This is a genomic window from Arthrobacter sp. LjRoot14, from assembly GCF_964253905.1.
Taxonomy (GTDB): Bacteria; Actinomycetota; Actinomycetes; order Actinomycetales; family Micrococcaceae; genus Arthrobacter.
On sequence record NZ_CAXURL020000001.1, the window covers coordinates 1,278,504 to 1,297,074 of the forward strand.

Consider the following 18,571-nt stretch of genomic DNA (forward strand, 5'->3'; position numbering starts at 1 on the left):
TAACCTCCGACGCTGATGCGGGTATTCGGGGGAGCCTCGCTAGAGTTGTTTTGTGCGCAATTACACTACTGAAGCCGAGCCCACCGCCCTCGTGGGGCCGTGGCTGGAGCCGCTGCTGCCGGAACTGATCGATTTCCGCCGTGACCTCCATGCGCATCCTGAACTGTCCTTCAAGGAGTTCCGGACCACGAACAAGCTGGCGGAACGGCTCGAAGCCGCCGGGCTTAAGCCGCGCCGGCTTGAAGGCACGGGCCTCACTGTCGACGTCGGTGAGGGTCCCATTGCCACCGCCCTCCGCGGGGACATCGACGCCCTCCCCATCATTGAGGAAACCGGGCTTCCGTTCGCGTCCAAGAACCACGGTGTCACCCATGCCTGCGGCCACGATGTGCACACCACCACCATGCTGGGGATCGCCCTCGTGCTGCACCGCATGCACCAGGAATCCCCGCTGGGCGGCACGGTCCGGATCATTTTCCAGCCTGCCGAGGAGACCATGCCCGGCGGAGCGCACTCCTGCATCGAGCAGGGCGTGCTCGACGGCGTGCCGCGCATCCTTGCCCTGCACTGCGATCCCCGTATCGAGGTGGGCAAGATCGGCACCCGGATCGGTGCCATCACCTCGGCGTCGGACACCATCAGGATTGAGCTGTCCGGACGCGGCGGCCACACCTCTCGACCCCATCTCACCGAGGACCTCGTTTTCGCGCTGGCGCAGATCGCCGTCAACGTGCCGGCCGTGCTGTCTCGCCGCGTGGACGTTCGCAGCGGGGTCTCCGTGGTGTGGGGACACATCTCCGCCGGCTCCGCGCCGAATGCCATTCCGGGCACGGGCTATATGGCAGGCACCATGCGCTGCCTGGACCGCGACGCCTGGCACAGCGCAGGCGAACTCCTGGACGAAGTGGTCCACCAGGTTGCCGGGCCCTACAACGTGGACGTCCGGCTGGAGCACACCCGGGGCGTTCCGCCGGTGGTCAACTCCGAACATGAGACGGCCCTGATCGAGGCAGCCGCGCGCGCTGAAATCGCCGAAAGTGCGGTGGTCCTCACGCCCCAGTCCATGGGCGGGGAGGATTTCGCCTGGTTCCTGGCCGAGCTGCCGGGCGCGATGATGCGGCTTGGCACCAAGACCCCCGGCGGCGAGGAGTACGACCTTCACCGGGGCGACTACATCCTGGACGAGCGTGCCCTGGGGTACGGCATCCAGGTCCTCACCGCGGCAGCGCTCCGCACCATCCGCGACCTCTAGCCCCACCCCGGGCGCGAACGGACAGTTAAGACCCCTGAACCGGGGCCCTTAACTGTCCGTATGTGTTTTAGCCGCCGGATAAGTTGTGCACAATCTAATTGTGCGATATCGTTTTTCATATGACCGACGCTCCCAGACTCAACCGCCAGGTGTGCTTTGCGCTCTACTCCGCATCGAAGGCGGCCACGGCTGTGTACCGCCCCATGCTGGATGAGCTTGGCCTGACCTATCCTCAGTACCTCGTCATGCTGGTGCTCTGGGAAGAGCAGCCCCGCAGCGTCCGCGAACTGGGGGAGGAGCTGGGCCTGGACTCGGGTACCCTCTCCCCGTTGCTGAAAAGACTCGAATCGCTGGGGCTGGTGGAGCGGCGGCGTTCGGCCGAGGATGAGCGCCGGGTGGAGGTCTTCCTCACGGACTCCGGCACCGCACTGAGCGCCCGGGCCACAGCCATTCCCCAGCAGCTCGCAGATGCCGCAGGCCTGTCCGCGGCAGAGCTCGACCAGCTCAGGGAAACCCTGGGCAGGCTCACGGCGGCCCTCCACTCCTCCCGCTAGCAGGATTTCGGTCGAACAGAATTTCCATCCAACAGAACGGAACCACGTGAAGACTCTCTATACAGCTGAAGCACTCGCCTCGGGCGAAGGACGGGACGGGAACGCCCGCACTAAGGACGGCAGGCTTGACGTCACCCTGGCCAGCCCGGTTGAACTGGGCGGCAACGGCCAGGGCACCAACCCCGAACAGCTGTTCGCTGCCGGCTACGCCGCGTGCTTCCACTCAGCCCTGCGCCTGGTGGGCCGTCAAGAAAAGGCCGACCTGACGGACTCCGCAGTGGCAGCGAAGATCCACTTCGGTGCACTTGGGGACGGTGTGGGCTACGGCCTGGCCGCTGAACTCGAAATTGCCTTGCCCGCCCTGGACCTGGCGACGGCGGAGGTGCTGGTGGCCAAGGCGCACCAGATTTGCCCCTATTCCAATGCCACCCGCGGCAACATCAACGTAGACATCAAGATTCTGGAGGTGGCCGCATGAGCGCCAACACCACAACCCTTCCCCGGACAACCCGCGAGATCCAGCTGGCATCCCGCCCGCACGGCCGGCCCGTCCCGGAGAACTTCCGTCTGGCCGAGTCGGAGCTCCCGGAACTGCAGGACGGCCAGGTCCTGGTCCGCAACCAGTTCATCTCCGTCGATCCCTACATGCGTGGCCGCATGAACGACGTCAAGTCCTATTCAGCGCCGTTTGCGCTGGATGCAGCGCTCGACGGCGGCGCCGTCGGTGAGGTGATCGCGTCCCGGTCGGAGGAACGCAAGGTGGGGGACGTCGTCGTACATTCACTCGGCTGGCGCGAATTCGCGGTGCTTGATGCCGCGGCCACATCCCTGGCGCGTACCGACCTGGCGCCCGCGTCGGCATTCCTCGGAGCCCTGGGCATGACCGGCCTGACGGCTTACGCGGGCCTCCTGAAGGTTGCTGATTTCAAGCCCGGAGAAGTGGTCTTCGTTTCCGGCGCCGCGGGTGCGGTCGGTTCGCTCGTGGGACAGATTGCCAAGGCGATGGGCGCGTCCCGGGTTATCGGCAGTGCGGGGTCGCCGGAAAAGGTGGCGCGGCTGCTGGAGCTTGGCTTCGACGCCGCGTTCAACTACAACGACGGCCCGGTGGCCGGGCAGCTCGCAGCGGCAGCGGGGGAGCGCGGGATCGACGTGTACTTCGACAACGTCGGCGGGGAACACCTTGAAGCAGCACTGTCTGCACTCACGGTGGGCGGCCGCGTGGCCATGTGCGGCGCCATCGCGCAGTACAACTCGACCGAACCGTCTGCCGCCCCCCGTAACCTCATGCAGGCCATTGGCAAGCAGTTGACCCTCAAGGGATTCCTGGTCGGCGGCTATTGGCAGCACATGGATGAGTTCGTAAGGACTGTGTCCGCTTGGGTTGCTGACGGCACCGTGCGCTACGACGAGACAGTCGTGGACGGCCTGGAAAATGCCCCGCAGGCGTTTATGGACCTCCTCGACGGCGCCAACACCGGGAAGATGCTGGTCCGAATCTAGGGAAATGGACGTGACTTGCGGTGGCGGCTACCGGTAGGTAACAAGTTCTCAACAATCTCCTCGCTTGGGTGGCGGCGTGGTGCCCGGACGTGTTCCAGGCCACTACAGTAGCTGTCATCAGTGCGCCTCGGCGCAGTGCTGCGAAACCATCAGTGAAAACAGAATTTCAGTGTGGAGCATTCGAAACGGACACTCATTGAACTCCCGTCGTAGCGCCTATCTCTTTGTTCCTGGAGGAAAATTGAAGAACTCACTGCGTGCAACCCTCAAGCGCGGTTCAATGACCGGAGTTGCCACCGCCGGGGCGGCCGCTCTGCTGCTGACCGGCTGCGGTGCTGCCCCGGAAGCGGGCAGCACCGCCAGCGCCACCGCCAGCGACTACACGGGCTGCATCGTGTCCGACTCGGGTGGATTCGACGACCAGTCGTTCAACCAGTCCTCCTACGAAGGCCTGAAGAAGGCCGAAAAGGATCTCGGGATCAAGGTCAACCAGGTCGAGTCCAAGACCAACAACGACTTCGAGCCGAACCTCCGGGCCATGGTCACCGCAGGCTGCGACCTGACCGTGACGGTCGGCTTCCTCCTCGGCGATGCCACCAAGGCACAGGCCACCGCCAACCCGGACAGCCACTTCGCCATCATCGACTTCGGCTACGAGACCCCCATCAGCAACGTCAAGCCGATCATCTACGACACCGCCCAGGCTGCCTTCATGGCCGGCTACCTGGCGGCAGGCTCCACCAAGACCGGAACGGTGGCAACCTTCGGCGGCATCAAGATCCCCACGGTCACCATCTTCATGGACGGCTACGCCGACGGTGTGAAGTACTACAACGAACAGAAGGGCAAGGACGTCAAGATCCTTGGCTGGGACAAGGCGAAGCAGGACGGCAGCTTCACCGGCGACTTCGAAAAGCAGGACAAGGGCAAGCAGCTGACCCAGAACTTCCTAGACCAGGGCGCAGACATCGTGATGCCCGTTGCCGGCCCCGTCGGCAAGGGAGCAGGCGCAGCACTCAAGGAAGCCAAGGCGGCAGGCAAGGACGTCAAGCTCATCTGGGTTGACTCCGACGGCTTCCTCACCGCCCCTGACTACAAGGACATCATGCTCTCCTCCGTCATGAAGCAGATGGGCGAAGCAGTGGAGACCGTCGTGAAGGAAGACAAGGACGGCAAGTTCAGCAACACGCCGTACGTCGGCACCCTCGCGAACGACGGCGTGCAGCTGGCTCCGTTCCACGATCTGGAGTCCCAGGTTCCCGCGGAACTGAAGACCGAACTGGAACAGATCAAAAAGGACATCATCGACGGCAAGCTGAAGGTCGAGTCGGCAGCGAGCCCGAAGGCCTAATTCCCTCCGCAAAGCGCCACCACCCGGTTGGTCATTGACTTCCGGGCGGTGGCGCTTTGCGTTGAGCGTCGGCTTTTCCGGGCTGCGCCGCCCGCTCCGCCAAAGGCTGCAGGCACTAGGCTGGTGCTGCAGCCACATATCCCGTCCGGGCACATTTTCCGGACGCTTCGAGATTGGTCAGAGTTTTGAAACTTGAACTCAGAGGGATCACCAAACGCTTCGGCTCCCTTGTTGCCAACGATCACATCGATGTGGTTGTTGAACCCGGGCAAATTCATTGTTTGCTTGGTGAAAACGGCGCTGGCAAGTCCACGCTGATGAATGTCCTGTACGGCCTGTACGAGCCAAGTGAGGGCGAAATCCTGGTGGACGGCAAGGCCGTCACCTTCCGCGGCCCGGGTGACGCGATGGCTGCGGGCATCGGCATGGTGCACCAGCACTTCATGCTGGTCCCGGTGTTCACCGTCGCCGAAAACGTCGCCCTGGGCGCGGAAACCACCAAGGCCGGCGGATTCCTGAACCTGGATGACACCCGCCGGAAGATCAAGGAGATCTCCGACAAATACGGTTTCGACGTCGATCCCGACGCCCTGATCGAGGATCTTCCCGTCGGGGTGCAGCAGCGCGTGGAAATCATCAAGGCCCTGGTCCGCGACGCCAAGGTGCTCATCCTTGACGAGCCCACCGCCGTGCTGACCCCGCAGGACACCGATGAGCTGCTCGACATCATGCGCCAGCTCAAGAGCCACGGCACCTCGATCGTCTTCATTTCGCACAAGCTCCGCGAGGTCAAGGCCGTCTCCGACACCATCACCGTGATCCGGCGCGGCAAAGTCGTCGGCACCGCCGACCCGGGCGCCTCGACGACGGAACTCGCTTCCCTGATGGTGGGCCGCGCCGTGAACCTGACACTGGACAAGGCCCCGGCCAAGCCCCAGGAGACCACTTTCCAGGTCAAGGACCTCACCGTGATCGCCCCGACAGGCCAGCACGTTGTGGACGGCATCAGCTTCGACATCGCACGCGGCGAGATCCTTGCCGTCGCCGGCGTCCAGGGCAACGGCCAGACGGAACTGACCGAGGCAATCCTGGGCCTCCAGGAACGCGCCCACGGCTCAATCCTCCTGGACGGCGAAGAACTTCTGGGCCGCAGCGTCAAGGATGTCCTGAACGCGGGCGTCGGCTTCGTGCCGGAAGACCGCTCGGTCGACGGCCTGATCGGTGCCTTCTCGATCGCGGAGAACCTGGTCCTGGACCGCTATGACAAGCCTCCGTTCGCCAAGGGCATCAGCATGAGCCCGGCCAAGGTCCTGGAGAACGCCAAGACCCGGATCGACGAGTTTGACGTGCGCACCCCCTCGGGTTCGCTCGCGGCCGGCACACTGTCCGGCGGCAACCAGCAGAAGGTCGTGATGGCCCGGGAACTCTCCCGGCCGCTGCGGCTCTTCATCGCCTCCCAGCCCACCCGCGGCGTGGACGTCGGATCCATCGAGTTCCTGCACAAGCGCATCGTGGCCGAACGGGACCATGGCACTCCCGTGATGATCGTGTCCACCGAACTGGACGAGGTGATCGAACTCGCCGACCGGATCGCAGTGCTCTACAAGGGCAAGCTGGTCGGGATCGTCCCGGCCGGCACCGGACGCGACGTCCTGGGCCTGATGATGGCAGGGCTTTCCCCGGAAACCGCCCACGCTGATGTCGCCCACAGCGGCGGCAGCAAGACCAGCGGGCACCAGCCCGTCCAGACTTCCACCTCCGGTGCCGAAGGAGGCGACCAGTGACTGAACAGGACAATCCCAAACACGTGGCTGATGTAAACGCGGCGGACCACCGCGACGCCCAGGCCCCCGAGCCGCAACGTGCCGAACCCCAGGCGCCGGCCGAAGAGGCCGCAGCCGCCGCAGCGCTGGACACGGCCGGCGGGGCGATGCGGCCTTCGGCTGTCCCCGTTTCCGCCCAGAGCGGCACCGTTCCGGGCGGGGCGGACACCCTGGTCCGGCGGATCTTCACCGGCAGCGGCATGGTGTCGGTGCTGGCCGTCCTGCTGGCCCTGATCCTCGGCGGACTGCTGATTGCCAGCACGGACAAGCAGGTGGGTGCCACGGCAAGCTACCTCTTTGCCCGGCCCTCGGACTTCCTCTCGGCTGTCTGGACCGCGGCGACGCGCTCGTACGTCGCGCTGTTCCAGGGGTCCGTCTTCAACCCCCGCGGTTCCAGCGTTGCGGTGCAGTTCGCTCCGCTGATGGAAACCCTCACCATCGCCACCCCGCTGATCACCGCGGGCCTGGGCGTTGCGCTGGCATTCCGGGCAGGCCTGTTTAACATCGGTGCCCAGGGCCAGATCATCATGGCCGGCATCCTCGCCGCCTGGGTCGGTTTCGCACTGCACCTGCCGCTGGGCCTGCACCTGATGCTGGTCCTTGTGGCCGGCATCGTGGGCGGCGCCATCTGGGGCGGACTCGTTGGCCTGCTGAAGGCCCGCACCGGGGCCCATGAGGTCATCCTGACCATCATGTTCAACTACATTGCGTTGTACTTCCTGCGATACCTGTTGAATACTCCGGCGTTCCAGCGGCCGGGGGAGTCCAACCCCATTTCGCCGATTCTGGATCCCACAGCGGTGTACCCGCAGATTTTCGGGACCCAGTACCGGCTCCACCTCGGCTTTGTCCTGGCCATCGCGGCCACGGTCTTTGTCTGGTGGCTGCTGAACCGCTCCACCGTGGGCTTCGAATTCCGTGCGGTCGGGGCAAACCCCAAAGCAGCACTGACCGCCGGCATCAACGTCCCGCGCGCCACGGTCCTGGTCATGGCGATCGCCGGCGCCCTGGCGGGCCTGTCCGGCGTGGCGCAGGTGGCGGGGACAGAAAAAGTCCTGACCGACGGCGTTGCCGCCACCTACGGTTTCGACGCCATCACCGTTGCACTCCTGGGACGCTCGACGCCGTGGGGCACCTTCGCCGCCGGCCTGCTGTTCGGCGCCTTCCGCGCCGGCGCGGTACAGATGCAGATCCAGACCGGGACCCCGATCGACATCGTGCTCGTGGTCCAGTCACTGATCGTGCTGTTCATCGCGGCGCCGCCGCTGGTGCGTGCCCTCTTCGGGCTCAATCCCCGCAAGAAGAAGGCCGCAGCGGCCGGCAAGTCCACGACTGCAGCAACCACCGGAGGTGCAGCATGAGCACAACAGCAACATCACCCGTTCCGGGAAAGCCGCAGCAGGGAAAGCCCCAGCCGGGAACACAGCGGACTGCCGCAGACAATGCCCCCGCGGTATCCGCGAAACCCGTGACGTGGAAGGTGCCGGTCCTGCTGGCCGTCCTCGGCGTCGTCGCGTTCATTTTCTTCGGCGTCATGGGGCCTAACCAGACGGCCAAGTTCGGGATTTCCTCCAGCGGCGATTTCTTCCAGCTTCCGGCCATCGAAGTTCCGGCTTTCCTGGGCGGAATCGTCCTGTCGGTCCTGATGCTGGGCCTCGCCGCCTACGCGGTGTACCTCAAGACGCGGAACGAAGCTTCTCCCGGCTGGCTGCCCATCGTCTTCATCGTGCTCTTCGTGGCAGCGTTCCTGATCTGGGTGGTGGGCGGCGCCCGCACACCGAGCATCTCGCTGGCCGGACTCATCGCCGGTTCCGTAACGCTCGCCGTTCCGCTCGTGTTCGGATCCCTTTCCGGTGTGCTCTGCGAACGCGTCGGCGTCGTCAACATCGCGATTGAAGGCCAGCTGCTTGGCGGTGCCTTCACCGCCGCGATGGTGGCCACGCTGACCAGGAGCCCCTTCATCGGGCTGCTGGCAGCGGCCGTTGCCGGTGCCCTCGTCTCCATGGTCCTGGCGGTCTTCAGCATCAAATACCTGGTCAACCAGATCATCGTGGGCGTGGTCCTCAACGTCCTGGTTTCGGGCCTGACCGGCTTCCTGTTCAGCACTGTGATGCAGGCAAACAAGGCGCAGTTCAATTCACCGGGACGGCTGCCCATCATCGACATCCCCGTGCTGTCCAGCATCCCGGTGATCGGGCCTATCCTCTTCAAGCAGTCCGTGGTGGGCTACCTGATGTACATTGCGGTCATCGTGGTGTGGGTCGGCCTCTTCAAGACCAAGTGGGGCCTTCGCGTCCGGGCCGTCGGGGAGCACCCGCAGGCCGCGGACACCATGGGCATCAAGGTCAACGCCACACGCTTCTGGAACGTCACCCTCGGCGGTGCTGTTGCAGGCATCGGCGGCTCCTTCTTCACCCTGGTGGCCATCGACAGCTTCACCAAGGAGATCTCGGGCGGACGCGGCTTCATTGCCCTGGCAGCGCTGATCTTCGGCCGGTGGAACCCGATCGGGGCCTTCTTCGCGGCGCTGCTGTTCGGCTTTGCGGACAACCTGCAGAGTATTGTGACCATCATCGGCACGCCGGTTCCGAGCCAGTTCATGGCCATGCTGCCGTACCTGGTGACGGTTCTCGCCGTGGCTGGGCTGGTGGGCCGCTCCAGGCCGCCGGCCGCCAGCGGCATACCGTACGTCAAGGGATGACGGCGGTGGACAAGGATCCGTCGCGCACAGGCACCGGCCTGGAAAGCCGCGATATCGACTGGACGGCTCTCGAAGCAGCCGCCGTTTCAGCCATGAAGAACGCGTACGCGCCATATTCGAAGTTCGCGGTGGGGGCAGCGGCCCTCACCGCGGACGGCCGGATTGTGAGCGGCTGCAACGTCGAAAATGCCAGTTACGGCCTGACGCTGTGCGCCGAATGCGCATTGGTGGGCAACCTGCACATGACCGGAGGGGGCTTGCTGCGCGCCTTCTACTGCGTGGACGCCGGAGGCAACATCCTGATGCCGTGCGGACGCTGCCGGCAACTGCTGTACGAATTCCGGGCACCCGACATGGAACTCATGACCACGCAGGGAATCAAAACAATGGACCAGGTGCTACCCGATGCCTTTGGTCCCCAACACCTGGAGGAACCCCGGTGACACCAACCCCGAGCAATACTGAAGCGTTCGACGCCGTCGACATCATCCGCATCAAGCGGGACAGGGGCGTCCTGAGCCCGGCCCAGATCGACTGGACCATCGACGCCTACACCCGCGGCGCGATCGCCGACGAGCAGATGGCCGCCCTGAACATGGCCATCCTGCTCAACGGCATGGATCGCGCGGAAATATCGCGCTGGACCGCCGCGATGATCGCATCCGGCGAACGGATGGACTTCTCCGGACTGAGGCGAGCCGACGGCAGCGTGAAGCCGACGTCGGACAAGCACTCCACCGGGGGAGTGGGAGACAAGATCACGCTGCCGCTGGCACCGCTGGTTGCTGTTTTCGGAGTGGCTGTGCCGCAGCTCTCCGGCCGGGGCCTCGGCCACACCGGCGGCACCCTGGACAAGCTGGAATCCATCCCGGGCTGGCGCGCAGCGCTGAGCAACGACGAAATGATGGCTCAACTCCAGGACGTCGGGGCAGTGATCTGCGCCGCGGGCGCCGGATTGGCCCCTGCGGACAAAAAGCTCTATGCCCTGCGCGACGTCACGGGAACGGTGGAGGCCATCCCGCTCATTGCCTCCTCCATCATGAGCAAGAAAATCGCCGAGGGTACCGGCTCGCTGGTCCTCGACGTCAAGGTGGGCAGCGGCGCCTTTATGAAGGACGAGGCCCGCGCCAGGGAACTGGCCGAGACGATGGTGGCCCTGGGCAAGGATGCCGGTGTCAACACCGTGGCTCTCCTGACGAACATGAACACACCCCTGGGCCTGACCGCCGGGAACGCGATCGAGGTGGAGGAATCGGTGGAGGTGCTGGCCGGCGGCGGTCCGGAAGACGTCGTGGAACTGACGGTCCGGCTGGCGGAGGAGATGCTCGCCTGCGCCGGCGTGCATGACGCCGACCCGCGCGCCGCACTCAAGGACGGCCGGGCCATGGACGTGTGGAACCGCATGATCGAGGCCCAGGGCGGGGACCCCCGGGCCAAGCTCCCCGTTGCCAGGGAATCCGAAATTGTCTACGCTCCGGCTGACGGTGTCCTCGTGGAGCTGGATGCCCTGGCCGTTGGCGTGGCCGCGTGGCGGCTGGGTGCCGGCCGGGCGCGCAAGGAGGACCAGGTCCAGGCAGGCGCCGGCGTCCGGCTGCACGCCAAGCCCGGTGCCGTGGTCCGTGCCGGTGAGCCCCTGATGACGCTGCTGACGGACACCCCGGAGAAGTTCGGGCGCGCCAGGGAAGCCCTCGAAGGGTCCGTCGTCGTCGCGCCGGAAGGCTCCCGGCCGGCGCAGAAACTCATCATCGACCGCATCGCCTGATCCTCTGGTTCTCCCCGGCCGGGTTCCTGCGGCAGCGGCGCTACTGGCCGCCCGTGGACCGGCCGGGGAGAAAACGGGTGGTCCCGGCCGTTAGGAAACTGTGCAGGCTATCAACGACTTCATTCTCGCGGCGGCGGGGCAGCCCTGGGTTCTCCTCCTGGTGCTGGCCTGCTGCGTGATCGACGGGTTCTTCCCGCCGATCCCCAGCGAGTCGGTGGTTGTTGGCCTGGCGGCGGTCGCTGCGACCGCCGATGTCCCCAACCCGTGGCTTCTGATGCTCATGGCCGCACTCGGGGCCTTCGGCGGCGACAACATCGCCTACGTGATCGGACGGAGGGTGGGCACCCGCCGTTGGCGGTGGATGCGCGGGCCGCGGATGCAGGCCGCCTTTCACTGGGCCGGGAGGGAACTCCGGAAACGGCCGGCGTCGCTGGTCCTCGTGGCCCGGTTTGTGCCGATCGGCCGGGTGGCCGTCAACCTCACGGCGGGCGCCACCCATTTCCCGCACCTGCGTTTCGTGGGCCTGACTGTCTTGTCCGCAGCGCTTTGGTCCTCTTACTCAGTGGCAATCGGGCTGTTTTTCGGGCAATGGTTCGAAGACAACCACCTGCTAGGTGCCGCCATTGCCATCGTCTGCGCGATCCTCCTCGGCATCATCGTGGACATCCTGATCAGCCGCCTCCGCGGCCGGCTGCCCGAGGAGCCCGCAGGGGAAGCCGCGCCGGGACCCTGACCGGCTGTCCGGCGTCCGCTGAACGGTGTGGGGAAGCACCGGACCGCGGGTCACTTTTTCCGGGCCGTAGCGTAGCGGATTATGCCGCTGACATGGGACACTAAATAGCGATTTCCGTCACTTTATAGGAGCAGGGCCCAGCGTGGAATTTATCAATGAGGCAGTGCTCCATGCCGCAGGTCAATGGTGGATATATCCGATCCTGCTGGTGTTCTTTTTTGTTGACGGCTTTGCGATGGTTGTCCCCAGCGAAACACTCATCGTGGCGCTTGCGGCATTTTCGCGCCAAAGCGGTGAACCCAACCTCTGGATCCTTGGCGTGACGGCGCTGGTCGGTGCCATCGCCGGAGACAACATGGCCTACATGCTCGGGCGGAAGATCGGGCTTGAACGCTGGCGCTGGATGCGCAAACCCAAGGTGCAGAAGGTCTTCGCATGGGCCCACTATGAGCTGGAGAAGCGCGGCGCCGTCCTGATCTTCACGGCCAGGTACATCCCGTGGGGCCGTGTGGCAGTCAACTACGTTGCCGGCACCACCGCTTTCCCGCACCGCAGGTTCTTCATCCTGGACGCACTTGCCTGCGTCACCTGGGTGGGTTACTCGATCGGGATAGGCCTGCTGGCGAGTTCCTTCCCCTTGCTGCATGACAATCCGCTGCTCGGCGCCGGCATTGCGGTGGTGTTCGCCATCATCCTCGGCATCATCATCGACCACCTGCTGCGCTGGTGGCACAAACGGCTGGGACGACACGATGATGCACGTCCCGATGGGGCATCCACGACGGGGGCCGGCAGGGAAGCCTCCCCGGAACCTGGAATGCGCGCCGAGCGGGACGCCGTCGCCGAGGTCGCCCCGCTGGCCATGCCCGCCGTCGCCGAAGCGGAAACGGGCCGCTGAAAGGGGCTTCGGCCCCAGCCGTCCCTACCGGGTGGCGCCGGACGCCGTCCGACCCTAAGGTTGGAACCGTGACTGAGCCTATTCTTGACGCTGCCCCTGCCATCGACTTCGACCTCAAGAGCCTCCCCAAGGTATCCCTGCACGACCACCTGGACGGCGGCCTGCGCCCGGCCACCATCATCGAACTGGCGGAAGCCGTTGGGCACACACTGCCGTCCACCGATCCGGTGGCGCTGGGGGAGTGGTTCCGCGAATCCGCTGATTCCGGCTCCCTGGTCCGCTACCTCGAGACCTTCGACCACACCATCGCCGTGATGCAGACCAAGGAGGGTCTGTTCCGGGTGGCCAAGGAATTCGTGGAAGACCTGGCCGACGACGGCGTGGTGTACGGCGAAGTCCGCTGGGCACCGGAACAGCACCTGCAGAAGGGCCTGACGCTCGACGAAGTGGTCGAGGCCATCCAGGAAGGGCTTGACGCCGGCGTGGACGCCGTTGCCGAAACCGGCCGGGAGATCCAGGTGGGCCAGCTCATCACCGCCATGCGCCACGCCGACCGGGGCCAGGAAATCGCCGAACTGGCAGTCCGCCACCGTAACAACGGAGCAGTGGGCTTCGACATCGCCGGAGCCGAGGACGGTTTCCTGCCGTCCCGCTTCCGCGATGCGTTTACCTACCTCGCCCAGCACAACTTCCCCGCCACGGTCCACGCCGGCGAAGCGGCAGGGCTCGAAAGCATCCAGTCCGCCCTCGTCGACGGCCGTGCCCTGCGGCTCGGCCACGGCGTGCGCATCGCCGAGGACATCACGGTCGAATTCGACGACGAGGACTCCGCAGAGGAAGCCGACGAGAACATCGGCATGGTGACCCTCGGCGAACTCTCCAGCTGGGTCCGCGACCGCGGCATCGCCTTGGAAATTTGCCCCTCCTCCAACCTGCAGACCGGAGCCATCGCCGGCTTCGGCGAGGGCATCGAAAGCCACCCGCTGGACATGCTGTACCAGCTCGGCTTCAATGTCACGATCAATACGGACAACCGGCTGATGAGCGGCGTGACCCTCACCGACGAGTTCGAACTGCTCGTGGAAACCTTCGACTACGACCTTGACGACATCCTGGAGCTCACGCTCAATGCCGCCGAAGCCGCCTTCCTGCCGCTGGAGGAAAAGGAAGCCCTCGTTGAGTACATCAACGACGCCTACGCCAACCTTGCCTAACGACGGTTCAGTTCCGGTTGCCTCCCTGGTGCGTGTCATAGCCGCCCTCAGGGAGCACTGCCCCTGGATGGGGGCGCTGACGCACGAGTCGCTGGTGGAGTACCTCCTTGAGGAGGCCTTTGAGGTGGCCGAAACAATCGAAACCGGCGCCGACGAGGCAGAGCTCCGCGGGGAGCTGGGCGATGTCCTGCTCCAGGTGGTGCTGCATGCCCGCCTCGCAGAGGAACGCGGGAGTTTCGGTTTCGACGACGTCGTCCAAGGCCTCACGGCAAAGATGATCCGCCGGAACCCGCACGTCTTCCGGCCGGACGGCTCGCTCCAGGACACCTTCCCGGCCAGTGTCGAGGAGATCGTCCGGAACTGGGACTCCATCAAACGGGCGGAGAAGCCGGAACGCGGTGATCCCTTCGAAGGAATTCCGCAAGGGCTTCCGGCCCTCGCGCGCGCCCAAAAGTCGTTGGACCGGGCCGCCCGTGCAGGGCTCGCGGTGGCCCCCGGGTTCCGCCCGGGGCTGGCTGTGCCGGCGGGTCCGGTGGTTGAGCGGGTCGGTCCGGTGGTTAGGCTTGTCGAACCCATGGACTCCGAAAACCAGCTCGGCGATCTCCTGTTCGAGCTCGTCGCCGCTGCCCGCAGCAGGGGGTTCGACGCCGAACGCGCCCTCCGTGGGGCAGTCCGGCGGTACCAGGACGGCCACCGCCCTGCTCACCCTGACCTGCCCCGGACGGGATCATGACGTCCGGGTGCTGGATAGGTTTCCGTAACGTGCACCACTCTCGACTACGCTAGTCCCTGACGAGGACGTCGAGTTTTTCCGCTAGTTTCCCAGTAAATCGCTTCACCATAAGGAGCATATTCATGGCGCTTATCGATGCCATTCACGCCCGCGAGATCCTCGATTCCCGTGGCAACCCGACCGTAGAAGTTGAAGTTCTGCTTTCCGATGGCCAGATCGGCCGCGCGGCAGTTCCCTCCGGCGCCTCCACCGGCGAACACGAGGCTGTTGAGCTCCGCGACGGAGACAAGGGACGCTACCTTGGCAAGGGCGTCCAGAAAGCAGTCGACGCCGTCATCGACCAGATCGCACCGGCACTGACCGGTTTCGACGCCACGGACCAGCGCAGCATCGACCAGGCCATGATCGACCTGGACGGCACCCCCAACAAGTCCAAGCTCGGCGCCAACGCCATCCTGGGTGTTTCCCTGGCAGTGGCCAACGCCGCCGCAGCCTCGGCTGACCTGCCGCTGTACAAGTACCTGGGCGGCCCCAACGCGCACGTCCTGCCCGTTCCGCTGATGAACATCCTCAACGGCGGCTCGCACGCCGACTCCGATGTGGACATCCAGGAATTCATGATCGTCCCGATCGGTGCCGAGACCTTCTCCGAGGGCCTGCGCTGGGGCGTTGAGGTTTACCACAACCTCAAGTCCGTCCTGCAGGCCAAGGGCCTCTCCACCGGCCTGGGCGACGAAGGCGGCTTCGCGCCGAACCTGCCGTCCAACCGCGCGGCACTGGACCTGATCCAGGAAGCCATCAAGAACGCCGGCTACACCCCGGGCAAGGACATTGCCCTGGCACTGGACGTTGCCTCCTCCGAGTTCTTCAAGGACGGCGCCTACCAGTTCGAAGGCAAGGCCCTCTCCGCCACCGAGATGAGCGCCTACTACGCCGAGCTCGTGGCCGACTACCCGCTGGTTTCCATCGAGGACCCGCTGGATGAAAACGACTGGGACGGCTGGAAGACCCTCACCGACGCAATCGGTGACAAGGTACAGCTGGTCGGCGACGACCTCTTCGTCACCAACCCGTCCATCCTGCAGCGCGGCATCGACACGGCTACTGCCAACTCCCTGCTGGTGAAGGTGAACCAGATCGGTTCGCTGACCGAAACCCTGGACGCCGTGTCGCTGGCACAGCGGGCCGGTTACACCACCATCACCTCGCACCGCTCCGGCGAAACCGAGGACACCACCATTGCTGACATCGCCGTTGCTACCAACGCGGGCCAGATCAAGACCGGTGCCCCGGCGCGCTCCGAGCGCGTTGCCAAGTACAACCAGCTGCTGCGCATCGAAGAAGAACTCGACGACGCCGCACGCTACGCCGGACGCAGCGCCTTCCCGCGTTTCAAGGGCTAGCATCCAAAAAAACAGCTCACCGGTGGCTATGGTTGAAAGACCATGGCCACCGGTTTTGTTTGTGGTCCGCTTTTGAAGGAGTGTCATGGCAACCCGACGTCCCAAGGTTCCCCGGGCCACGCCCGCGGTGCGTCAGTCCAAGGACGCCGACGACGGCGCTGACGTCATCCGCGCGGATTTCGGCGCAACGCGCCACCTGCCCGCTGACGGCGAAGCCAAAACGCCCGCCGCGCCCGCGAAAACCACCACGGCCGGACGGCTGGGCGCTTCGGTCAAAGCCGGGGTCGCAGCCGGCAAGCAGGCAGCCGGCCGGCCGGCAGGCAGTCAAGCCGGCGCCAACGCCTCGGGTGCTGCTGCCAAGGGCGGGACGGACAGCCAGGATCCCGTGCCCGCAAAGGCCTTCTCCGGCCGGATGCTGGCCCTGGCCGTTGTCATGATTGCCATCACCATCATGCTGGCCCCTACGGTCAAGATCTTCATCGACAAAAAGGCCGAGATCGCTGCGCTGGAGGCCGATATCGCCGCACGGAAGACCGAGCAGGACGGCCTGAAACTCCAGGTGTCCCGCTGGCAGGACCCGAACTACGTGAAACAGCAGGCCCGCGACCGCATTAACATGGTTATGCCGGGAGAAACCGGCTACTGGGTGTTTGGCAGCGATCTGCCGGCCGGGACCGCCAGTGGCCAGGCCGGAACAGGAACAGCAGAGGACCCGGCCAACCTGCCATGGGTGGATTCGCTTTGGGAGTCCATCAGGCGCTCGGCAACAGACTAGAGGCGGTGCCCTCCGCCGGCTTTCCCACGGGTCAGCCTCCAAGGGCAGGAAGGCGGCCGCGCCAGTGGACCAGCATGCAGTAGGCGACAACGCCCTGGGCGGGCAACCCGTGACAGAAGACGCCTCGACCGTACCCGCGTACAGCCACCCGTCCGCCCGGGACCTGGACGTGCTAAGCCGCCAGCTGGGGCGCCCCGTGCGCGACGTCGTCGAAATCCCCGCCCGCTGCGTGTGCGGCAACCCCTTGGTCGCGGCGACGTCACCGCGGCTCAGCAACGGAACGCCGTTCCCCACCACGTTTTATCTGACCCACCCGGTCATCACGTCGGCGGTATCACGGCTCGAGGCCGCCGGCCTGATGAACCGGATGAACGAACAGCTCGCTGAGGACTCCGCCCTCGCCGCAAGCTACCGGGCCGCCCACGAGGCGTACCTCGTGTCCCGGGCGGAGATTGGCGAACGGTCCGGCATTGGCGCCGTGCCCGAGATCGACGGCATCTCCGCCGGCGGGATGCCCACCCGGGTGAAATGCCTCCACGTCCTGGTGGGCCATTCCCTGGCCGCCGGTCCCGGCGTCAATCCGCTCGGTGATGAGGCCATTGCCGCCATCAGTGAATGGTGGACCGCGGACCGCTGCTACTGCGACGGCGCCTGGGATACCGGCGGAGAAGCGCCGTCCAAGGACCTCAGCCGTCACGGGCCGCAGGGGCTCCCCGACATCGTGGGCCGTCCGGCGCCCGTCCGCAAGACCAAGCGGCACGCTGATAGCAACCACGCTGACGAGAATACCGGGAACACCACGGAGGCTGCCCAGTGAACCGCGTTGCCGCCATTGACTGCGGAACCAATTCCATCCGTCTCCTGATCGCCGATGTGGAGGGAAACGGGAGCAGTTCCAAGCTGACCGACGTCGTGCGCGAAATGCGTGTGGTCCGGCTGGGCCAGGGTGTGGACGCAACCGGCGAACTGGCACAGGAGGCGCTGGAGCGCACTTTCGCCGCCACGTCGGACTACGCCGCGCTGATCCGCGAACACGGGGCCGGGAAAGTGCGCTTCGTTGCCACCTCCGCCACCCGGGATGCCAGCAACCGGAACGTGTTCGTGGACGGTATCCGCGAGATCCTGGGCGTCGAACCGGAGGTGATCACCGGCGATGAAGAGGCGGCCCTGTCCTTCGCGGGCGCAAGCAGCGTCCTCCCGTCCCGCGGCGCCGACCCCGTGCTGGTAGTGGACCTCGGCGGCGGAAGCACCGAATTCGTGCTCGGCGACGCCAGCGGCGTCATTGCCGCCAAATCCGTGGACGTCGGCTGTGTCCGGATGACGGAACGCCATCTTCGCAACGATCCGCCGTCACCGGAGCAGATCGCCGCGGCGGAGGCCGACGTCGACGCCGCCATCACCGAGGCGGGACTGGTCGTTCCGCTGGAACGCACCACCGCCGTCGTCGGTGTGGCAGGGTCCGTCACCACCATTACGGCCCATGCGCTCCGGCTGCCGGAATACTCGCCCGCGGCGATCCACGGCGCGGAACTTCCCCTCGGCACATTCGGCGAGGCGTGCACGGACCTCCTCGGCATGTCCAAGGCCGAACGGGCCGGACTTCCGTACATGCATCCGGGCCGGGTGGACGTCATCGGCGCCGGCGGTCTGGTCTGGCGCCGTGTACTGGAGCACCTCGCGGAGGTAACGGAGGGAAGGATCACTTCGGCTGTCGCCAGTGAACACGATATTCTCGACGGAATCGCCCTGAGTATCAGCTAGTGCGTTGGTACCAGCCAATGACTTCGCATCAGCCGGGTTCCGCTACAGCCGGATCCTTGTCCCGCCGATGCCACGCGACCGGAGCCTGCCTCCGTACTGCGCCATCACATG

18 protein-coding genes are annotated in these 18,571 nt (G+C 65.5%); all 18 read left to right on the top strand.

Going from position 1 to position 18,571, the window contains the following annotated elements:
- Positions 1-52: 52 nt before the first annotated feature.
- The 18 genes from ACSQ12_RS05895 (at position 53) to ACSQ12_RS05980 (ending at position 18,460) form a co-directional block, all read left to right on the top strand.
- The gene (locus ACSQ12_RS05895) at positions 53-1,252 is read left to right on the top strand and encodes an amidohydrolase (protein ID WP_436064701.1); all 1,200 of its coding nucleotides are present in this window, start codon (positions 53-55) and stop codon (positions 1,250-1,252) included.
- Positions 1,253-1,371: 119 nt separating this feature from the next.
- The gene (locus ACSQ12_RS05900; protein ID WP_011690995.1) at positions 1,372-1,806 is read left to right on the top strand and encodes a MarR family winged helix-turn-helix transcriptional regulator; all 435 of its coding nucleotides are present in this window, start codon (positions 1,372-1,374) and stop codon (positions 1,804-1,806) included.
- A gap of 46 nt (positions 1,807-1,852) precedes the next feature.
- The gene (locus tag ACSQ12_RS05905; protein WP_436064702.1) at positions 1,853-2,284 is read left to right on the top strand and encodes an organic hydroperoxide resistance protein; all 432 of its coding nucleotides are present in this window, start codon (positions 1,853-1,855) and stop codon (positions 2,282-2,284) included.
- The gene (locus ACSQ12_RS05910) at positions 2,281-3,306 is read left to right on the top strand and encodes an NADP-dependent oxidoreductase (RefSeq protein WP_436064703.1); all 1,026 of its coding nucleotides are present in this window, start codon (positions 2,281-2,283) and stop codon (positions 3,304-3,306) included. Before ACSQ12_RS05905 ends, ACSQ12_RS05910 begins: the two co-directional genes overlap by 4 nt.
- Positions 3,307-3,547: 241 nt before the next feature.
- The gene (locus ACSQ12_RS05915; RefSeq protein ID WP_436064704.1) at positions 3,548-4,657 is read left to right on the top strand and encodes a BMP family lipoprotein; all 1,110 of its coding nucleotides are present in this window, start codon (positions 3,548-3,550) and stop codon (positions 4,655-4,657) included.
- Positions 4,658-4,842: 185 nt separating this feature from the next.
- On the top strand, positions 4,843-6,441 hold the full coding sequence (locus ACSQ12_RS05920) for an ABC transporter ATP-binding protein (protein WP_436064705.1): 1,599 nt from the start codon (positions 4,843-4,845) through the stop codon (positions 6,439-6,441).
- On the top strand, positions 6,438-7,841 hold the full coding sequence (locus tag ACSQ12_RS05925; protein ID WP_436064706.1) for an ABC transporter permease: 1,404 nt from the start codon (positions 6,438-6,440) through the stop codon (positions 7,839-7,841). Before ACSQ12_RS05920 ends, ACSQ12_RS05925 begins: the two co-directional genes overlap by 4 nt.
- Positions 7,838-9,181: an ABC transporter permease gene (locus ACSQ12_RS05930; RefSeq protein WP_209746639.1), complete on the top strand. Its 1,344-nt coding sequence runs from the start codon at positions 7,838-7,840 to the stop codon at positions 9,179-9,181. The genes ACSQ12_RS05925 and ACSQ12_RS05930 overlap by 4 nt, the downstream gene beginning before the upstream one ends.
- On the top strand, positions 9,178-9,624 hold the full coding sequence (locus ACSQ12_RS05935) for a cytidine deaminase (RefSeq protein ID WP_209746637.1): 447 nt from the start codon (positions 9,178-9,180) through the stop codon (positions 9,622-9,624). Before ACSQ12_RS05930 ends, ACSQ12_RS05935 begins: the two co-directional genes overlap by 4 nt.
- The gene (locus tag ACSQ12_RS05940; RefSeq protein ID WP_436064707.1) at positions 9,621-10,943 is read left to right on the top strand and encodes a thymidine phosphorylase; all 1,323 of its coding nucleotides are present in this window, start codon (positions 9,621-9,623) and stop codon (positions 10,941-10,943) included. Before ACSQ12_RS05935 ends, ACSQ12_RS05940 begins: the two co-directional genes overlap by 4 nt.
- 100 nt (positions 10,944-11,043) lie before the next feature.
- The gene (locus tag ACSQ12_RS05945) at positions 11,044-11,676 is read left to right on the top strand and encodes a DedA family protein (RefSeq protein ID WP_436064708.1); all 633 of its coding nucleotides are present in this window, start codon (positions 11,044-11,046) and stop codon (positions 11,674-11,676) included.
- 142 nt (positions 11,677-11,818) lie between these two features.
- A complete protein-coding gene (locus tag ACSQ12_RS05950) occupies positions 11,819-12,574 on the top strand; it encodes a DedA family protein (RefSeq protein ID WP_436064709.1) in 756 nt (251 codons plus the stop codon).
- A gap of 68 nt (positions 12,575-12,642) precedes the next feature.
- Positions 12,643-13,788, top strand: a complete 1,146-nt coding sequence (locus ACSQ12_RS05955; protein ID WP_011691006.1) for an adenosine deaminase — start codon at positions 12,643-12,645, stop codon at positions 13,786-13,788.
- A gap of 67 nt (positions 13,789-13,855) precedes the next feature.
- Positions 13,856-14,521, top strand: coding sequence for a MazG nucleotide pyrophosphohydrolase domain-containing protein (locus ACSQ12_RS05960; protein WP_436066942.1), 666 nt, complete (start codon positions 13,856-13,858; stop codon positions 14,519-14,521).
- Positions 14,522-14,643: 122 nt separating this feature from the next.
- Positions 14,644-15,924 carry a phosphopyruvate hydratase gene (gene eno / locus ACSQ12_RS05965; RefSeq protein WP_436064710.1) on the top strand — a complete coding sequence of 427 codons (1,281 nt, stop codon included), beginning with the start codon at positions 14,644-14,646 and terminating at the stop codon, positions 15,922-15,924.
- 85 nt (positions 15,925-16,009) lie between these two features.
- The gene (locus ACSQ12_RS05970) at positions 16,010-16,699 is read left to right on the top strand and encodes an FtsB family cell division protein (RefSeq protein ID WP_436064711.1); all 690 of its coding nucleotides are present in this window, start codon (positions 16,010-16,012) and stop codon (positions 16,697-16,699) included.
- A gap of 109 nt (positions 16,700-16,808) precedes the next feature.
- The gene (locus ACSQ12_RS05975) at positions 16,809-17,516 is read left to right on the top strand and encodes a DUF501 domain-containing protein (RefSeq protein WP_436066943.1); all 708 of its coding nucleotides are present in this window, start codon (positions 16,809-16,811) and stop codon (positions 17,514-17,516) included.
- A complete protein-coding gene (locus tag ACSQ12_RS05980; protein ID WP_436064712.1) occupies positions 17,513-18,460 on the top strand; it encodes a Ppx/GppA phosphatase family protein in 948 nt (315 codons plus the stop codon). Before ACSQ12_RS05975 ends, ACSQ12_RS05980 begins: the two co-directional genes overlap by 4 nt.
- Positions 18,461-18,571 lie beyond the last annotated feature (111 nt).

Bases quoted from the DNA above. Each gene is read 5' to 3' on its own strand.
- ACSQ12_RS05900 (WP_011690995.1), top strand. From the start codon at position 1,372: ATGACCGACGCTCCCAGACTCAACCGCCAGGTGTGCTTTGCGCTCTAC.
- ACSQ12_RS05910 (WP_436064703.1), top strand. From the start codon at position 2,281: ATGAGCGCCAACACCACAACCCTTCCCCGGACAACCCGCGAGATCCAG.
- ACSQ12_RS05930 (WP_209746639.1), top strand. From the start codon at position 7,838: ATGAGCACAACAGCAACATCACCCGTTCCGGGAAAGCCGCAGCAGGGA.
- ACSQ12_RS05935 (WP_209746637.1), top strand. From the start codon at position 9,178: ATGACGGCGGTGGACAAGGATCCGTCGCGCACAGGCACCGGCCTGGAA.
- ACSQ12_RS05960 (WP_436066942.1), top strand. From the start codon at position 13,856: ATGGGGGCGCTGACGCACGAGTCGCTGGTGGAGTACCTCCTTGAGGAG.
- eno (WP_436064710.1), top strand. From the start codon at position 14,644: ATGGCGCTTATCGATGCCATTCACGCCCGCGAGATCCTCGATTCCCGT.
- ACSQ12_RS05970 (WP_436064711.1), top strand. From the start codon at position 16,010: ATGGCAACCCGACGTCCCAAGGTTCCCCGGGCCACGCCCGCGGTGCGT.